General features: G+C 69.9%; 14 protein-coding genes. 9 read left to right on the plus strand and 5 right to left on the minus strand.

The genetic code is table 11. The features are described from left to right. Window positions 1-539: 539 nt before the first annotated feature. Both VEA98_RS03775 and VEA98_RS03780 read right to left on the minus strand, forming a co-directional pair. The gene (locus VEA98_RS03775; protein WP_324811143.1) at window positions 540-2,492 is read right to left on the minus strand and encodes a M1 family metallopeptidase; all 1,953 of its coding nucleotides are present in this window, start codon (window positions 2,490-2,492) and stop codon (window positions 540-542) included. Between the two features lie 97 nt (window positions 2,493-2,589). Beyond that, window positions 2,590-3,840: a multidrug effflux MFS transporter gene (locus VEA98_RS03780; RefSeq protein ID WP_324811144.1), complete on the minus strand. Its 1,251-nt coding sequence runs from the start codon at window positions 3,838-3,840 to the stop codon at window positions 2,590-2,592. A 91-nt stretch (window positions 3,841-3,931) separates the two neighbouring features. Here VEA98_RS03780 and arsC point away from each other — a divergent pair, with 91 nt between their 5' ends. Further along, entirely contained in the window at window positions 3,932-4,288 is a 357-nt protein-coding gene (gene arsC, locus VEA98_RS03785; protein ID WP_324811145.1) for an arsenate reductase (glutaredoxin), read from the plus strand. Here the strand turns inward: arsC and VEA98_RS03790 are convergent. After that, window positions 4,285-4,491, minus strand: a complete 207-nt coding sequence (locus VEA98_RS03790; RefSeq protein ID WP_324811146.1) for a hypothetical protein — start codon at window positions 4,489-4,491, stop codon at window positions 4,285-4,287. The two genes, arsC and VEA98_RS03790, sit on opposite strands and share 4 nt — an antisense overlap. 231 nt (window positions 4,492-4,722) lie before the next feature. On the opposite strand from VEA98_RS03790, the gene VEA98_RS03795 reads away from it, so the two are divergent. The 6 genes from VEA98_RS03795 to VEA98_RS03820 all read left to right on the plus strand — a co-directional run bounded on the left by VEA98_RS03795 (window position 4,723) and on the right by VEA98_RS03820 (window position 12,659). Continuing rightward, complete coding sequence (locus VEA98_RS03795) at window positions 4,723-6,792, plus strand: TonB-dependent receptor family protein (RefSeq protein ID WP_324811147.1); 2,070 nt, start codon at window positions 4,723-4,725, stop codon at window positions 6,790-6,792. A gap of 11 nt (window positions 6,793-6,803) precedes the next feature. Further along, window positions 6,804-7,319 (plus strand): YcnI family protein, encoded by a 516-nt coding sequence (locus VEA98_RS03800; RefSeq protein WP_324811148.1) that lies wholly within the window; start codon window positions 6,804-6,806, stop codon window positions 7,317-7,319. Window positions 7,320-7,403: 84 nt separating this feature from the next. Next, window positions 7,404-9,710 carry a nitric-oxide reductase large subunit gene (locus tag VEA98_RS03805; RefSeq protein WP_324811149.1) on the plus strand — a complete coding sequence of 769 codons (2,307 nt, stop codon included), beginning with the start codon at window positions 7,404-7,406 and terminating at the stop codon, window positions 9,708-9,710. A gap of 5 nt (window positions 9,711-9,715) precedes the next feature. After that, on the plus strand, window positions 9,716-10,120 hold the full coding sequence (locus VEA98_RS03810; RefSeq protein ID WP_324811150.1) for a SirB2 family protein: 405 nt from the start codon (window positions 9,716-9,718) through the stop codon (window positions 10,118-10,120). 234 nt (window positions 10,121-10,354) lie between these two features. Continuing rightward, on the plus strand, window positions 10,355-11,398 hold the full coding sequence (gene nirK / locus VEA98_RS03815) for a copper-containing nitrite reductase (protein WP_324811151.1): 1,044 nt from the start codon (window positions 10,355-10,357) through the stop codon (window positions 11,396-11,398). 67 nt (window positions 11,399-11,465) lie between these two features. Then, window positions 11,466-12,659, plus strand: coding sequence for an alginate export family protein (locus VEA98_RS03820; RefSeq protein ID WP_324811152.1), 1,194 nt, complete (start codon window positions 11,466-11,468; stop codon window positions 12,657-12,659). A gap of 61 nt (window positions 12,660-12,720) precedes the next feature. On the opposite strand, the gene VEA98_RS03825 is transcribed toward VEA98_RS03820, so the two are convergent. Further along, window positions 12,721-14,973: an adenosylcobalamin-dependent ribonucleoside-diphosphate reductase gene (locus VEA98_RS03825; RefSeq protein WP_324811153.1), complete on the minus strand. Its 2,253-nt coding sequence runs from the start codon at window positions 14,971-14,973 to the stop codon at window positions 12,721-12,723. Between the two features lie 119 nt (window positions 14,974-15,092). Between VEA98_RS03825 and VEA98_RS03830 the strand changes: the two genes are divergently transcribed. Then, window positions 15,093-15,575: a hemerythrin domain-containing protein gene (locus tag VEA98_RS03830; protein ID WP_324811154.1), complete on the plus strand. Its 483-nt coding sequence runs from the start codon at window positions 15,093-15,095 to the stop codon at window positions 15,573-15,575. A 71-nt stretch (window positions 15,576-15,646) separates the two neighbouring features. Next, a complete protein-coding gene (locus VEA98_RS03835) occupies window positions 15,647-16,093 on the plus strand; it encodes a pseudoazurin (protein WP_324811155.1) in 447 nt (148 codons plus the stop codon). A 70-nt stretch (window positions 16,094-16,163) separates the two neighbouring features. Here VEA98_RS03835 and VEA98_RS03840 read toward each other — a convergent pair whose 3' ends face one another. Continuing rightward, window positions 16,164-16,859, minus strand: coding sequence for a Crp/Fnr family transcriptional regulator (locus VEA98_RS03840; protein ID WP_324811156.1), 696 nt, complete (start codon window positions 16,857-16,859; stop codon window positions 16,164-16,166). Window positions 16,860-16,961: the final 102 nt, after the last annotated feature.

Raw genomic sequence — 16,961 nt, forward strand, 5'->3', positions numbered from 1 at the left:
CAAGCAGAGGCCATCCATCGACCTCCGCGAGGACCCCCGGAGTCTCCGCCCCCGGGCTTCATCGCTCGACCACAGCCCGCCGCCATCGAGGAGCGTGGATCCGACGCCCTCCCCACCGACGGGATGGGTCAATTATGCGCCCGCCGGATGCTGTGCGCAGGAGAGGGGGTTTGGAAAAGAGGATGTGGTTGGAAAGGCGGGAGAGTTTCCGCTGAACCCGACTATGGATTCCCGGATTGTCAGCACAGCGTCATGGCTGATCGGTCTCCTCCCTGTCGCGAAGCGATGGGGAGGTGGCGCGGCGCGAATACGCGCCGTGACGGAGGGGCGCTTTCCGCCGCACGACCGTGACGCCGCCCGTCGACGGATCGCATGCGAACCTCCTCCACCCCTCCACCGCTTCGCGGTCCCCCTCCCCATTCGCAAGCAGCGAACGGGGAGGAGACGAGAAGCAGCGGCGCTCCTGACAGCTTCGGGCTCGCGCGCGCCGCCTTGATCGCTGCGCGACGGGGAGGAGACGGGGCTCGGCGGCCCGCTGCCTACGGCCGGCCGACGACGTCGTCGACGGAGCCGGTGGTCACCGGGTGGTAGCCGGGGCGGGCCTGGGCGTAGATGCGGCGGGCGATGGGACGGCCCCAGTCGCCCTGGGCCCAGAGGCTTTGGAACAGCGGCAGGACGAATTTGCGCCGGCCCTGGGTGGTCAGGAAATGCTCCAGCGTCGGCACGGCGGCCTGGTAGCGGTGGGCCACGGCGATCTGCAGCCAGGCGAAGACGACTTCTGCGTTGCCTTCCTGGCGCAGCTTCATTGTCGACTCGAGGTCGGCCAGCTGGGCGTTGCTGAGCCAGCGGCCGTTGGCGGGCATCGAGGCCGGGCGCCAGCCGAGGAAGCGCTGGCGCTCCTGGGTCGACCAGCCGCTCCACGGCACGGCCGAGGCGGGGCCGCCGGCGTGGAAGGCCTGGGCCGCGGCGTCGACCGGGACGAAGGCGTTGGAGACCGGGGCCACGGCGTTGGACGGCAGGCCGGGCTGATAGATCCAGTTGTCGAGCTGGAGCCGGGCCTCGAGCGCCGCGTCGCCGCGCACCAGGTGCTGGCGGATGTCGCGCAGGAAGCCGACGTCGGTCATCGGGGTGAAGGCGTTGCGCTCGAAATAGCCCTTGAGCCAGGCGTCGAAGCGCTCGCGGCCGACGGTGGCCTCGATGGCGCGCAGGAAGGCGGCGCCCTTCTCGTACGGGATGTCGCTGAGGCCTTCGTCGGGGTCGCGGCCGGTCAGGTCGAGGTGCAGCCGGGTGTCGCCGGCCGGCAGGTCGCGCAGATTGGCCTGCAGGTCGCTCCAGCCCAGCGACTGCAGCATCAGGGCCCGGTCACGGCCGTACAGGGCCTCCATGATCCGGTTCTCGAAATAGGAGGTGAAGCCCTCGTTGAGCCACATGTCCGACCAGGTGGCGTTGGTGACGAGGTTGCCGGACCAGCTGTGGGCCAACTCGTGCGCCACCAGCGAGACCAGCGACTGGTCGCCGGCGATGATGGTCGGGGTGGCGAAGGTCAGGCGCGGGTTCTCCATGCCGCCGAAGGGGAAGGAGGGCGGCAGGACCAGCAGGTCGTAGCGGCCCCAGCGGTAGGGGCCGTAGAGGGCCTCGGCCGCGTCGACCATGTCGGCGGTGGAGACCAGTTCGTCATGGGCGGCCTTGAGGCGCGACGGCTCGGTCCACACCCCGCTGCGCTCGTCGAAGGCCGCGAAGTCGAGGTCGCCGATGCCGATCGCCATCAGATAGGGCGGGATCGGATTGGTCATGCGGAAGCGCCAGGCCTTGCGGCCCTCGCCGGCGTTCTCGCCCTCGGGGGTCAGGTGCTGGGCGCTCATCACCACGGTCAGATCGGCCGGGGCGACGATGCGGGCCTCGTAGGTCTGGCGGATGCCCGGGCTGTCTTGGGTGGGGACCCAGGTGCGGGTCAGGATGGCCTGGCCCTGGCTGAACAGATACGGCTTCTGGCCGCCGGCCGTCTGGCCGGGGGTCAGCCACTGCAGGGCCGAGGCGTCGGGCCGGGTGGCGTAGTCGACGACGATCTCGCGGCTCTCGCCGGCGGCGAAGGCCGGGAAGGTCACGGTCAGGGACTGGCCGAGGATCGGGTCGGGCGCGCCGAGCACGAAGGCCAGCGGCTTGCCGTCGGCGTCCTTGACGGAGCGGATGTCGAGGTTGCGGGTGTCGAGCACGATCTGCGTCGCGCCCGGCTCGGCGGCGACGGTCAGGGTGGCCGAGCCCGAGAGGATCTTGCGCTCGAAGTCAGCGGTCAGGTCGAGGGCGACGTTGCGGACCCGGGCGATCTGGGGCTGGGCGTAGGAGTGGACGTCGCGGGCGTAGGTGACCGGGGCCGTGGCCGAGGCCGGCAGGGGCGGCATGTCCGACTTGACCTGGGCGGGCCCGCCGCAGGCGGCGAGCGCGGTCGTCAGGGCGAGGGCGGAGACGAGGCCGGCGAGCGTCGTGCGGGTCATGGGGCGTTCCTCATTCGGGGCCGGTCGCACCCGCGCGTCTGCGGGCGGCCGGATTTCTTCTGACTGGACCGGACAACGCCCCGCCCGGCGCGAAAGATCAACCCCCCGCCGCGACCGGAACCGGGTTGCGCGCCTTGAACAGCCGGCCGCGCTCGGCGACCAGCACGAAGAGCAGGGCGGCCAGGCCCATGCCGGTGAAGCCGAGCGCCATGGGGGCGACCGAGCCGTTGAACTGCTGGCCGATCAGGAAGCCGAGCAGCGAGCCCGCGGTGGTCGAGATGAAGCCCTGGGCCGAGGAGGCGGTGCCGGCGATATGGCCCATCGGCTCCATGGCCATCGAGCCGAAATTGCCGGCGATCAGGCCGAAGCAGAACATGGTCAGCCCCTGCAGGACGGCGAAGGTCCAGATCGTCTCGTGGCCGGCCAGGGTCACGGCCGCGTGGAGGGCGGCCATGGCGATGAAGCCGAGCAGGGCGGCGTGCGAGATCAGCCGCGAGCCGAGCCGCTCGACCAGGCGGGCGTTGAGCAGGGAGGCGACGGCGATGCCGCCGGCGACCATGGCGAAGACGGTGGTGAACAGCTCGGGCGCCTCGAACACGTCGAAGAAGATCTGCTGGCTGGAGTTGATGAAGCCGAACAGGGCGCCGGTGATGGCGGTCATGGCGAGGGTGTAGCCGATCGACTGGCGGTTGGTGACGGCCTCGCGGAAGGCGCCGGCGATGCGGCCGACCTGGATCGGCATGCGATCCTCCGGGTGCAGGGTCTCGGGCAGGCGGAGGGCGGCCCACAGCATGAAGGAGCCGCCGGCGAGGGCGAGGACGCCGAAGATCCACGGCCACGGCGCGACGCTGAGGACCAGCTGGCCCAGGGTCGGGGCGATGATCGGGATGCCGAGGAAGACGAGGAAGCTGAGCGACATGACGCGGGCCATGGTCCGGCCGCTGTAGCGGTCGCGCACGATGGAGACGGCGAGCACGCGCAGGGCGGCGGCGCCCAAGCCGGTGCCGACGCGGGCGGCGATGAGCAGGCCGAAGCTGGGCGCGAAGGCGGCCAGTCCGCTGAACAGCACATAGAGCGACAGGCCGGCCATCAGCACCGGCTTGCGGCCGTAGCGGTCGGCGAGCGGGCCGTAGACCAGCTGGGCCACGCCGAAGCCGAGCAGATAGGCGGTGATGATCCACTGGCGGCTGTTCTCGGAGACCACGTTCAGGGCCTCGCCGATGGCCGGCAGGGCGGGCAGCATCGCGTCGATGGCGAGGGCGTTGAGCGCCATCATCATGGCGATCAGGGCGACGAACTCGGGGAAGCCGGGGCCCTTGAAGGCGGTCGCGGAGGCGGGAGAAGTCATCGGGGCCAGATGGGGCGGCGCGGGCGAGGCGCAACCGCGCGGCTGGAAATAGCGGGCGGAAATGTTAGATCGCGGCGCCAAGGAGCGACCCATGACCGACTTTCCCGTGACCGTGTTCCACAACCCCGCCTGCGGGGTGTCGCGCAATGTGCTGGCCATGGTCGAGGCGGCCGGCTACCGGCCCGAGGTGGTCGACTATCTGAAGACCGGCTGGGACGCGGCGCAGCTGCGCAGCCTGTTCGAGGAGGCCGGGCTGACGCCGCGCCAGGCCCTGAGGGAGAAGGAGGCGGCGGCCGTGGCGCCGGAGCTGCTGGAGGCGGATGACGAGACCCTGCTCGCCGCCATGATCGAGCACCCCGCGCTGGTGCAGCGCCCGATCGTGCGCACGCCGAAGGGCGCGGCGCTGTGCCGGCCGCCGGAAGCGGTCCGGGGCCTGCTGGAATCCTAGAACCAGGAAGCGTCGCCGGACGCCGTGGCCAGGCCGTAGACCATGAAGCCGCCGAGGATGACGATCCCGGCGACGACCAGATAGTCGAACGCCCGCTCGAGACGCCAGAAGCGCTCGCCGGACGAGAGATGATGATGAGCGGCGCCGTGGCCGGCCATGGGCCGGCGGCCGAGCCGGGGCATGTGCAGATGAAGGGCTCGCATGGAACACCTCGTTCAACGGGGCGCCGCGGCGTGCGACGCCACACCGGGAAAACGTCCCGGCCGGTGAGCGGGTTCCGGCGTCGGCGGCCGGGGCGTGGGCGGTCGGGGCCGGTCCGGCGCCAAGGACAATTGCGGAGGCGCGGCCTTGCTTTGGCGCAAAGTCGGGATGGGGCGGATGGCTGATCTGAAGGACGGCCCGATCAGGGCCGGACGACTCCAGAGCCGCTTCCCATGTTCGCCACATCCGCTTCCGCCGCCGCCCTGTTGCTGGCGCTCGCCCCGGGCCCTGACGCCGCACCCGCCGATCCGGTTCAGGCCTTCGCGGCCATGGAGGATCCGGTCGACCTCGGCGAAGTCGTGATCACCGCCCCGACCGATCCGCTGAGCCCGCGCGCCGTTTCGGCCGCCCGCTACGCCGCCCAGGAGACCCCCGGCGCGGTGGCCGTGGTCAGCCGCGAGCAGTACGCCGACCACATGGCCAGCCACCTCGGCGACGCGATGCACGGCGTGCCGGGCGTCTACGCCCAGAAGCGCTGGGGCGAGGAGGTGCGGCTGTCGATCCGCGGTTCCGGCATCGGCAATTCGGCCCACAATCGGGGGGTGGTGATCGCCCAGGACGGCGTGCCCTTCAACCAGGCGGACGGCTTCGGCGACTTCCAGGAAATCGACCTGCTGGGCGCGCGCTACATCGAGGTGTGGAAGGGCGGCAACGCCCTGCGCTTCGGCGGCGCGGCCATGGGCGGGGCGATCGAGCTGAACACGCCGACCGGCCGCAATGCGCCGGCGGACAACGCGCTTCGGCTCGAGGCCGGTTCGTTCGGCACGCGCCGGGCGCACGGCGAGATCGCCCGCGAATGGGGCGACTGGGATCTGTGGGCCGGAGCCACGGTGATGGCCGCCGACGGATTCCGGGACCATTCGGCCCAGGCGTCGCAGCGGTTGTCGCTGAACCTTGGCCGCAGCTTCGGGGAGGGACGCGAGGTCCGGCTGCTGCTCAGCGCCGCCGACATCGAGAACGACATCCCCGGCGCGCTGGAACTGGCCGATGCGCTGTCGCGCCCGACCATGGCCACCCCGGCCAGCGTCGCGGGAGACTACGGCCGCGACATGCAGGTGCTGCGCGGCTCGCTGCAGGCCCACTGGCGCCTGGGCGGGGAATGGACCTTTGACGGCGGCGTCTATGCGGCGGTCAAGGACCTCGACCACCCGATCTCGGTCGTCATCGACCAGCAGAGCCTCAATAGCGGCGCCTTCGGCCGTTTCGACTGGACCGGTCAGCTGGGTTCGCGGCGCGCGGACCTGTTCTTCGGCGCCTGGTTGCGCCGCGGCGAACTGGAGGGGCGCACCTTCCAGAACCTCGGCGGCGCCCGCGGCGCGCTGATCGGCGACAACCTGCAGACGGCGACCGCGCTCGATGTCTTCGCCGAAGGGCGGCTGTTCGTCACCGACTCGCTGGCGCTGGTCGCCGGCGGCAGCTGGGGCGTCGCGACGCGGGACTATGAGGATCGCCGCAATCCGGCGCGAGACGAGTCCAGGGATTTCGACTGGTTCGCGCCGCGCCTCGGCGTCCTCTGGGAAGGCGAGGGCGGTCAGCAGGTCTACGCCAATGTGACCCGGTCGGTTGAGCCGCCGCAGTTCTCGGCGCTGGTGCAGGCGGCGATCCCCGAGTTCGTGCCCGTCGAGGCCCAGACGGCCTGGACCGCCGAGATCGGCACGCGCGGCCGCCGCGGCCCCCTCGCCTGGGACGTCGCCGTGTACCGGATGGCGGTCGAGAACGAACTGCTGACCTTCCTGCCCGGGCCGGACATCCCGGCCACGACGTTCAACGCCGGCGACACCATCCACCAAGGGATCGAAGCCGGCCTCGACTGGGCCGTCTGGAAGGGTGAAGAGCACGCGCTGAAACTGCACCAGACCTGGGCCTGGTCGGACTTCCGCTTCGACGGCGACGCCCGTTATGGCGACGGCCGCATGCCGGTGATGCCGGAGCACCACTACCACGCCGAACTGAGCTTCGGCCGCGAAGGCGTCTGGTCGGTGGCGCCGTCGCTGGAATGGGCCTCCGACGGATGGGTGGACTACGCCAACACCCTGAGGAGCCCCGGGCATATGGTGTGGTCGCTGAACGCCACCTGGACGGTGACGCCGCAGGTCAGGCTGTTCCTCGACGCCCGCAACCTCACCGACGAGACCTATGTCTCGAACGCCTCGGCCGTGACCGACGCCCGCGTCGCTCCGACCGCCGTCTTCTGGCCAGGCGAGGGCCGCAGCGCCTTCGTCGGCCTTCGCACCAGCTTCTGAAGGAGTATCCCGTGAACAAGCCCGTTCTGCTGATCGCCGCCCTCGCCGCCGCCACGCTCGCGGGGGCCGCCCAGGCCCACGTCGTCTTCACCCAGCCCAACGCCACGGCCGGGGGCCACTGGGCCGGCGCGCTTCGCGTCAGCCACGGCTGCGACGGCTCGGCCACGACCGCCGTCCGCGTCGAAATTCCGGAGGGCATCGTCGTCGCTCGGCCGCAGGTTCCTGCGGGATGGAACGTCGCCATCGAGCGCCAGCCGCTCGCCCAGCCGGTTCCGGCCGAGGGCGGCGGGGTGCTGACCGAGCGGGTCAGCGCCATCACCTGGACCGGCCGGCTGCCCGAGGACCAGTTCGAGGAGTTCGGGCTGGCGGCGAAGCTGCCGGCCGAAGCCGGCGCGCTGGCCTTTCCGGTGATCCAGACTTGCGAGCAGGGCGAGGCCCGCTGGACCGAGGCCGTCGTCGCGGGAGCGGCCCGGCCGGCCCATCCGGCCCCGGTCCTCACCCTGCAAGCCGGCGGATCGCACCACTGAAGTGGTCTCCGGCCCCGGATTTGACGGAACATGGCCGCGACTGTCAGGGTTAGCTTCTGTCGGACGCCGTACAGGAGGGACCCCGTGAACAGCACCCGGAAACTGTGGATCTGGCTGGCGGTCCTCCTGATCTCGTCCTTCGCGGTCCTGCTGTGGACGGGAAGCCGGATCAACGAGTCCAAGCCGCCATTGCCCGAGCGGGTGGTCTCCGAAAGCGGCCAGGTGATCTACACCCGCGCCGATCTCGAGCATGGGCGGCAGGTCTGGCAGCAGATCGGGGGCATGCAGCTGGGCTCCATCTGGGGGCATGGCGGCTATGTCGCGCCGGACTGGAGCGCCGACTGGTTGCACCGGGAGGCGGTGGCGGTGCTCGATACCTGGGCGCGGCGCACCGGCGCCCCGGACTACGCTAGCCTGACCGAGGAACAGCAGGCCGGCCTGCAGGGGCGGCTGCGCGCCTATATGCGCACCAACACCTACGATCCCGCTACTGGGACGATCACCCTGCCCGCCGACCGCGCCGCAGCCATCCCGCTGGTGTCGGCGCACTACGAGAACCTGTTCGGGGAGGCCCCCTCCCACGCCGAACTGCGCGAAAACTACGCCATGAAGAACGGCACCGTCGCCCGGGCGGACGACCGCCAGGCCCTGTCGGCCTTCTTCTGGTGGACCTCCTGGGCCGCGACGACGGAGCGCCCCAACGACACCGTCACCTACACCAACAACTGGCCCAGCGAGCCGCTGGTGGCCAACCGGCCCCCGGCCAGCACCTTCCTGTGGTCGGCCTTCAGCGTCACCTTCCTGCTGGCGGGAATCGCCCTGCTGGGCTGGCACCATGCGGTGACGCACGGGCGCAAGGAGGCCCCGCACGACCTGCCGAAGACCGACCCGATGCGCAAGATCGTAATCACCCCGTCCATGGCGGCGACCGCGAAATACTTCTGGGTCGTGCTGGCGCTGTTCCTGCTGCAGATCTTCCTCGGCGCCATGACCGCCCACTACCAGGTCGAGGGCCAGCTCGTTTACGGCTACGAGATGGCGGAGATCCTGCCGTATTCGATCACCCGAACCTGGCACACGCAGCTGGCGGTGCTGTGGATCGCCACCGCCTGGCTCGGCACCGGCCTGTACATGGCGCCGGCCATCTCGGGACACGAGCCGCGATTCCAGAAACTCGGCGTCAACATCCTCTGGGTCTGCCTGCTCATCATCGTCGTCGGCTCGTTCGTCGGCCAGTGGCTGGCCGTCATGCAAATGATGGACCTGAAGGACAATTTCTGGTGGGGCCACCAAGGCTGGGAATACGCCGACGGCGGCCGCTTCTGGCAGTGGTTCCTGTTCATCGGCCTGATGATCTGGCTGGTCCTGGTCGGCCGCGCTCTTTGGCCGGCGCTGAAGCGCGGCGGAACGGGCGGCGAGTCGCGCTCGATCATCGGCCTGTTCTTCCTCTCCACGGTGGCCATCGGCCTGTTCTACGCCGCGGCCCTGTTCTGGAACGAGCACACCCACATCTCGATCGTCGAGTACTGGCGCTGGTGGCTGGTCCATCTGTGGGTCGAGGGCTTCTTCGAGGTCTTCGCCACGGCGGTGATCGCCTTCCTGTTCACCCGGCTGGGGCTGATCCCGGTGCGGGTGGCCACGGTGGCGGTGCTGTTCGCCACCATCGTCTTCATGGCCGGCGGCGTTCTGGGCACCCTGCACCACCTCTATTTCGCGGGGTCGCCGACGCCGGTGCTGGCGCTGGGCGCCAGCTTCTCGGCCCTCGAAGTCGTGCCGCTGGCCTATATCGGCTTCGAGGCCTACGACCAGTGGCGACTGGCCGGGTCGACGCCGTGGATGCGGCGCTACAAATGGCCGGTCATGTTCTTCCTGGCGGTGGCCTTCTGGAATCTGGTGGGGGCCGGCCTGTTCGGCTTCCTGATCAATCCGCCGCTGTCGCTCTACTACATGCAGGGCCTGAACCTGACGCCGCTGCACGCGCATACGGCGCTGTTCGGGGTGTACGGCATGCTCGGCGTCGGCCTGGTGCTGTTCTGCCTGCGCGGCATGCGGCCCGATCTGATCTGGAACGAGACCCTGCTCAGGATCAGCTTCTGGTGCTTCAATATCGGCCTGGCCATGATGGCGCTGCTGACCCTGTTGCCGATGGGCACGGTGCAGCTGCTGACGGCGGTCCGCGAGGGCTACTGGTTCGCCCGTTCGGAGCAGTTCATGCAGCAGCCGCTCGTCGACCTGCTGGTGTGGATGCGGGTGCCCGGCGACGTCGTGTTCAGCATCGGCGCCGTCGCGCTGGGGCTGTTTGTCGCCAGCCTGTGGATTCGGCCGAGGCGTGAGGCGCCCGAGGTCGAGGTCGCGGATGAGCCGGCCCGGCTCGACGGGGGCGAGCGCTAGCCGGCATGGAGGAATTCTACGCCCAGATCCGCGCCGTCCACATCTGGGCGGTGACCGCCAGCGGGCTGCTGTTCGCGCTGCGCGGCGGGGCCTTCAACCTGCTGGGGGCGACCTGGCCGAGGACGCTGCCGGTCCGGCTGCTGTCCTGGGTCATCGACACCACCCTGCTGACGGCCGCCCTGATGCTGATGACCATCGTCCGGCAGTACCCCTTCGTGGACGCTTGGCTGACCGTGAAGGTCACGCTGCTGGTGGTCTATATCGGCCTCGGGACCCAGGCCTTCGCCGTCGCCCGGCCGCGGCGGGTCCGCATCGGCTTCTGGGTCGCGGCGCTGCTGGTGTTCGGCTTTATCGTCACCGTGGCGAGGGCGCACGATCCGCTGGGATTGTTCGCCGGACTGGGCGGCTGAGGCCCTTCCGGCGCCTCCGTATGAACCCTTAGGGGAAGGTCCCGAGCCGCCCACCCCGCCGACCTTGACCCCGGCAAACCTCGGAAAACAATACAAAAAATTTTGGCGCTGCGGTGGCGCCTGCGGCGGACTGCGGCGCCCCCCGGCCGAGGTTGTTCCCGCGCAAAGTCCGGCCTCCCGGCCGCTCCTAGAGGTCTGCGCATCGGGGCAAGCAACAGCCCCCGGGGACCGAAAATGAAACTGATCGCTCTGCTCACCGGCGTCGCCGCCCTCGCCCTGGCCGCCACGGCCCCGGGGGTCGTTCTGGCCCAGGAGGCTGATGCCGCCGAGGCGCCCGCGGCGGCCGTGGACATCGTCCGCCGCGCCACGGACCTGCCGGCGCCGCTGACCGCCAGCAGCCCGCGCCACCACGTGGTCAACCTGGAGACCACCGAGGTGATCGGCCAGCTCGCAGACGGCACCAGCTACACCTACTGGACCTACAACAATCGGGTCCCCGGGCCCTTCATCCGCGTGCGGGTCGGCGACACGGTCCAGGTCAACATGGCCAACAACGAGAACAGCACGATGATGCACAACGTCGACTTCCACGCGGTCACCGGACCGGGCGGCGGCGGCGAGGCCACCCACGCCATGCCGGGCGAGCACAAGTCGTTCAGCTTCAAGGCGCTGAAGCCGGGTCTGTACGTCTATCACTGCGCCGAGCCGATGGTCGCCAGCCACATCTCGAACGGCATGTACGGCCTGATCCTGGTCGAGCCCGAGGGCGGCCTGCCCGAGGTCGACCACGAGTTCTACGTCATGCAGGGCGAGCTCTACACCGAGGAGGACCTGGGTACGGAAGGGCTGCTGACCGAGAGCGTCGAGAGGCTGCTGGATGAACGGCCGACCTATTATGTGATGAACGGGGCGTTCAAGGCCCTGACCGGCGAACGGGCGCTGCAGGCCGAGGTGGGCGACACCGCCCGCATCTACTTCGGCGTCGGTGGACCGAACAAGATCTCGAGCTTCCACGTGATCGGCGAGATCTTCGACCAGGTCTATCAGGACGCGTCGCTGGTCAGCGAGCCGATCCAGGACGTGCAGACCGTGCTGGTCGCGCCGGGCGGGGCGACCGTGGTGGACCTGACCTTCGAGGTTCCCGGCAACTACGTCATGGTCGACCACGCCCTGAGCCGCGCCGAGCGCGGGGCTGCGGGCATCATCACGGTGACGGGTCCCGCGAACGCCGAGATCTTCGACGTTCCGCCCGGAACGCCCGAACATCAGGGACACTAGCCGCAGCTTGCGGCGCGCGGCCGCCGGGGATGGCTCCGGCGGCCGCTTTTTTTCCGGAGACGAGGCCATGCTCAAGGCCGTTTCGGCCGCCGCCCTGGCGGCCGTTTTTCTACCCGCCGTCGCGCTCGCCCAGACCGCGGACGAGGGTGCGCGGATCATCTTCGAGAACCGGCTGCGCAGCGAGACGGTGGACCAGCAGGGCTTCGCCCGGCAGGCCCACGCCCTGACCCTGCGGACCCGTTTGGGCTGGCGTTCACCGACCGTGGCCGACCTCCAGCTGCTGGTCGAGGGGGAAGGCCTCGCGGTGCTCGACGACCGCTATTCGGCCCCGGTCGATCCGACTCCGGGCCGTCCCGCCGTCGCCGACGGGGAGACGCTGGAGCTTAACCGGGCGCAGCTGCGCTGGACCGGGCTGACCGGCACGGAGGTCGTGGCCGGCCGGCAGAGGCTGATCGTGGGCAACGGCCGGTTCGTCGGCAACTCCGGCTGGCGGCAGAACGAACAGACCTTCGACGCGGTGCGGCTCTCCACGACGGCGTTCAAGCCGGTGACCGTGACCTGGGTGTTCGCCGACCGGGTGCAGCGCCCGCTCGGACATGAGCATCCCCAGGGCGTTTGGCGCGGCGACATCCATCTGCTGCAGGCCGAGGCGGACACGCCGGTCGGGCGGGTGAGCGGTTTCGGCCTGAGCCTCGACCTGGACAATGCGCCGGCGCAGTCCTCGACCACGCTCGGCCTCCGGTTGGCCGGGTCCAGGCCGCTCAAGGAGGACATGTCGCTGACCTGGTCGGGAGAGTACGCGGTCCAGTCCGACGGCGGCGCCAACCCGGCCGACTATTCCGTGGATTTCCAGGCGGTCGCCGTGGGGATGCAGACGCCACGCTGGTCCGCCGCTCTGGGCTATGAGCGGTTCGACGGGGACGGGACGGCGGGTTTCCAGACGCCACTCGGCTCGGGGCACGGCTTCCTCGGCTGGTCGGATGTGATCACGACCACGCCGGCGTTCGGCGTTCGCGATCTCTTCCTGCGCGGCCATGTCGGACTCCCGGCGTTCGGGCGCACTCTTCGGCTGACCGCGGAGGCGCACGCCTTCCACGACCCCGACGGTGATTTCGGGCTGGGCCGCGAGCTTGACCTGTCGGCCTCGCTGCCGATCGACGGCCACTGGTCGGTCGAGCTGAAGGCGGCGCGTTTCGAGGGCGACCACCCCCTCTTCGGCGACGCCGACAAGGGCTGGCTGATCCTCGACTACCGGTACTGAGGGACAGGCCGGTCATCTCGGACCGACGCTTCGCGGGGTCCGGGATGACGAGGCCTTCAGCCTAGCCGCACTTTGAATAGCCGCAGTCGAAACAGGTGTCGCAGCCTTCCTTGCGCACCAGGCCGGGCGTGCCGCAGCGCGGGCAGCAGGCCTTGGAGCCGGCAGCCGCCGCCGGGGCCGAGACTTCCACCGCCTCGTCGTGCTCGTGCTCGACGCAGGCCGCCGCGTCGCGGGCCAGGTGCCGCTCGATCACGCCGCCGATGGCCGCCAGCAGCGAGGGCACATAGCGACCGTTCAGCCAGCCGCCGCCGCGCGGATCGAAGACCGCCTTCAGCTCCTCGGCGACGAAGGACACGTCGCCGCCGCGCCGGAACACCGCCGAGATCATCCGGGTCAGGCCGAGGGTCCAGGCGTAGTGCTCCATATTCTTGGAGTTGATGAAGATCTCGAACGGGCGCGGGCCGTCGCCGCCGTCGACGTCGTTGAGGGTGACGTAGACCGCATGCGGGCTGTCGGGCCATTTGATCTTGTAGGTGGCGCCGGTCAGGGACTCGGGGCGGGGGCTGAGGTTCAGCTCGGCAGGCGGACCGGCGGGCGCCGGAGGCTTGGCGGCCTCGGCCGGCACCGCCGAAAGCACCGAGCCGGTGACGGCGTTGGGGCGGTAGGTGGTCAGGCCCTTGCAGCCCAGCTTCCAGCCTTCGACATAGACATCGGCGAAGGCGTCGAAGGCGATGTCCTCGGGACAGTTGACGGTCTTGGAGATCGAGCTGTCGATGACCTCCTGGGCCGCGGCCTGCATGCGCAGGTGATCGGCGGGAGTCAGGGTCTGGGCGGTGACGAAGGCGTGCTCCGGCGGCGGCGCGTCGCCATGGAGGCGTTTCCACACCGTGAGGGCGTAGTCCTCGACCGCCTCCTCGCGCTTCGAGCCGTCCTTCTGCAGCACCTTGCGGGTGTAGGCGTAGGCGAAAACCGGCTCGACGCCCGAGGAGACGTTGCCGGCCATCAGCGAGGTGGTGCCGGTGGGCGCGATCGATGTCAGGCAGCCGTTGCGCAGGCCGTTGCGCGCGATCAGGGCCCGGGTCTCCTCATCCAGGCCCCTGAGGTTGGGGGTGTCCAACATGGCCGGGTCCCACAGCGGGAAGGCGCCCTTCTCGGCGGCGAGCTCGGCGGAGGCGCGGTAGGCTTCGCGCTTGATCACGCCCAGCCAGCGGCGGGTGGTCTCGGCCGCCTCCTGCGTGCCATAGCGGACGCCGCAGAACACCAGGGCGTCGGCCAGACCGGTGACTCCGAGGCCGAGCCGGCGCTTGGCCTTGGCCTCGGCGTCCTGCTGTTCAAGCGGGAAGCGCGAGACGTCGATGACGTTGTCGAGGAAGCGGATGGCGGTGCGGGTCAGCTCGCCGAGGCGCGCCTCGTCCAGGGCGGCGCCCGACTGGAACGGCGCCGGCACCAGTCGCGCCAGATTGATCGAGCCGAGCAGGCAGGCGCCGTAGGGCGGCAGCATCTGCTCGCCGCAGGGGTTGCTGGCCGAGATGGTCTCGCAGTGGGCCAGATTGTTCTGCGCATTGACCCGATCGACGAAGATCACGCCCGGCTCGGCGACGTCGTAGGTGGCCTGCATCAGGCGGTTCCACAGGTCGCGGGCGCGGACGGTGCGGAAGGTCTGGCCGCCGAACACCAGAGGCCAGTCGCCATCGGCCTGCAGCGCCTCCATGAAGGCGTCGGGAACCAGCACCGAGACGTTGAAATTGCGCAGCCGCAGCGGGTCGCGCTTGGCGTCGATGAAGGCCTCGATATCGGGGTGGTCGATGCGCAGGCAGCCCATCATGGCCCCGCGCCGCTGGCCGGCCGAAAGGATGGTGCGGCACATCGAGTCCCACACGTCCATGAAGCTGAGCGGGCCGGAGGCGTCGGCGCCGACTCCCTTCACCGGCGCGCCGGAGGGGCGGACGGTGGAGAAGTCCATGCCGACGCCGCCGCCCTGCTGCATGGTCACGGCGGCCTCTCGCACGGCCTCGAAGATGCCGCTCAGGTTGTCGGGCACGGTTCCCATGACGAAGCAGTTGAACAGGGTGACGGCCCGACCGGTGCCCGCGCCCGCCATGATCCGCCCTGCCGGGAGGAACTGGAAATCCGCGAGGGCGTCGAGGAAGCGGTCGCGCCATGGCTTGCGCGCCTTCGGCGCTTCGGCCTCGGCCACCGCGGCGGCGACGCGGGCCCAGCTCTGTTCAACGGTCTGATCGCCGGCGCCGCCGTCCGGCGCGAAGCGGTATTTGCTGGTCCAGATCTCGGCGGCGAGCGGGTTGTCGAATGCCATGGCGTCCTCCTTGGACCGGAGACGCTGACCGATTCCCGCCGGCGGCGAGTTGTGCGAGCGCAAAGACGCCGGAGGCCAGACGGAGCGATCTGGCTCAAACGCTGGACGAGTTGACGCCGATGACCCCCCGCCTTTGCCGCCGCCGCCATTCGGAACAGGAAGATCACCTGGAACAGGCCATCGCCCTCGCGGCGAGGGCGGAGCGCGTCCACCGGCAGGACGACGCCTGGCCGCATGGCCTCCTGGATCAGCTGGAGGACATCCTGGAACGCACCATCGTCCACCAGCAACGCGAACAGTCTGTCGTCTTCCCGATGCTGATGACCGGCGTGGACGCGCTGCCCGGGGAAACCGTCGACGACATGATCGCGGCTCACGAGGATCTGGCGAGGCGCTGGCGGCGGCTCGATCAGAGGACCGGAGGGTTCAAGGCGCCGGTCCATGCGTGTGGAACCTGGCGGTCGCTGTACGCCCTCTGTGAGCGGCTTCATCTCGACTGGCAGGCGCAGGTCGATCTGGAAAACCGCATGCTGCTGGCCGGCCGCGCGGCCCGCCTCCGCAATGATACGGAGGCGGCGGTTGCTCATGCGCAACGTCGCTAGAGCCGGGCTTTCCTAGAAGAGGGTCATGACGCGAAGCCCTTCGCGCCATGGTTTTCACAAGGTCCAGGACGATGCTCAAGAAACTCCTCCCCCTTCTCGTCGCCGGAGCCGCCATGACCCTGGCCGGCCAGGCGGTGGCAGGCGAACACGTGGTGCAGATGCTGAACAGCGGCCCCGGCGGCGCCATGGTCTTTTCGCCCGCCGTGGTTCACGCCCGGCCCGGCGACACCATCCGCTATGTGCCGACGAATCCGGGACACAACGCCGAACTGATCGCCGGCATGTTGCCCGCGGGCGTGACCGTGCAGCGCGGGGCGATGGGCCGCGAGTTCGTCCTGCGGGTGACGGCGCCCGGCGTCTACGGCGTGAAATGCGCGCCGCACTACAGCATGGGCATGGTCGGCATGGTTCAGGTCGGCACCGAGGATCCGAACCTCGCCGCGGTCCAAGCCGCGACGGCGCGGGCTCCTAACTTCGCCCGCCGGCGCTTTGCACAGTTCCTGACCCAACTCCGCTGAGCCCGAAGCGCGGCAGCGAGACCGGGGCCGCTTCGGCCCCGGTTTCTTGCTTGCGTGGATGGCCGAAGCGTCAGGCGTCGGCGCCGTCCGCGGCTAACGCCGCCAAGGCCTCGACGTCACGAATGATAACACGGCGGCGTGCGCTGAACGTCACTCCGCGGTGGTCCCAGGCGGCGAGGGTGCGGCTGACGGTATGCAAGGTGGCGCCCGCCATCTCCGCCAGGTCCTGTCGCGTCAGGGGAAAGTCGATTTCAATCCCCTCGGCGGTATGGCGACCGGCCTGCTGACACAGCCGGCGCAAGGCGCGGGCGATCCGCCTCTCGACGCGTTCGCCGGTGAGGTCTCCCATCCGCTGCTGAAGTTCAAACAGCCGATCGCCCGCGAAGGCCGTTGAACCGATGCCGATCTCCGGCCATTCGCGCATCAGGCGGCGCATCGCAGCCACCGACCAGACGATCTCGACGCTGTCCACGACGGCCACGGCGTCGGCCGGAAAAGGCTTGTTCATCATGGCCGCGACGGTGCCGTACATCTCACCCGGCCCGATGAACCTGAGAATCGACTGACCGCCGTCCGGGCGGGTCTGCACGATCTTGACCCGCCCCTCCAGCAGACTGTGGCAGGTGAGGCCAGGATCGCCTTGGGCGAAAATGGTCGTGCCGGCGGCGAGACATCGGGCGGAACCGGCAGCCACAATGGCGGCGAGGGCCGGTTCCTCGAGTGCGCCGAACATCTCCGAGCTGGAGAGGCTCCGGGGGTCGATCATTGGGACGGCTCCCTCGCTGGCGGGCGCGATTGGCCGCCGTATCAGGGACGAACCCGGGGGCTGTCCACTAGGGGAAATCCCTTAGGGAGCTCTCCCAAATAT

Origin of the sequence: Brevundimonas sp., from assembly GCF_035627055.1 — a bacterium.
GTDB lineage: Bacteria > Pseudomonadota > Alphaproteobacteria > Caulobacterales > Caulobacteraceae > Brevundimonas.

Bases quoted from the DNA above. Each gene is read 5' to 3' on its own strand.
- VEA98_RS03780 (WP_324811144.1), bottom strand. From the start codon at position 3,840: ATGACTTCTCCCGCCTCCGCGACCGCCTTCAAGGGCCCCGGCTTCCCC.
- VEA98_RS03820 (WP_324811152.1), top strand. From the start codon at position 11,466: ATGCTCAAGGCCGTTTCGGCCGCCGCCCTGGCGGCCGTTTTTCTACCC.
- VEA98_RS03795 (WP_324811147.1), top strand. From the start codon at position 4,723: ATGTTCGCCACATCCGCTTCCGCCGCCGCCCTGTTGCTGGCGCTCGCC.
- VEA98_RS03775 (WP_324811143.1), bottom strand. From the start codon at position 2,492: ATGACCCGCACGACGCTCGCCGGCCTCGTCTCCGCCCTCGCCCTGACG.
- VEA98_RS03835 (WP_324811155.1), top strand. From the start codon at position 15,647: ATGCTCAAGAAACTCCTCCCCCTTCTCGTCGCCGGAGCCGCCATGACC.
- VEA98_RS03840 (WP_324811156.1), bottom strand. From the start codon at position 16,859: ATGATCGACCCCCGGAGCCTCTCCAGCTCGGAGATGTTCGGCGCACTC.
- VEA98_RS03790 (WP_324811146.1), bottom strand. From the start codon at position 4,491: ATGCGAGCCCTTCATCTGCACATGCCCCGGCTCGGCCGCCGGCCCATG.
- nirK (WP_324811151.1), top strand. From the start codon at position 10,355: ATGAAACTGATCGCTCTGCTCACCGGCGTCGCCGCCCTCGCCCTGGCC.
- VEA98_RS03810 (WP_324811150.1), top strand. From the start codon at position 9,716: ATGGAGGAATTCTACGCCCAGATCCGCGCCGTCCACATCTGGGCGGTG.
- arsC (WP_324811145.1), top strand. From the start codon at position 3,932: ATGACCGACTTTCCCGTGACCGTGTTCCACAACCCCGCCTGCGGGGTG.
- VEA98_RS03825 (WP_324811153.1), bottom strand. From the start codon at position 14,973: ATGGCATTCGACAACCCGCTCGCCGCCGAGATCTGGACCAGCAAATAC.
- VEA98_RS03830 (WP_324811154.1), top strand. From the start codon at position 15,093: ATGACCCCCCGCCTTTGCCGCCGCCGCCATTCGGAACAGGAAGATCAC.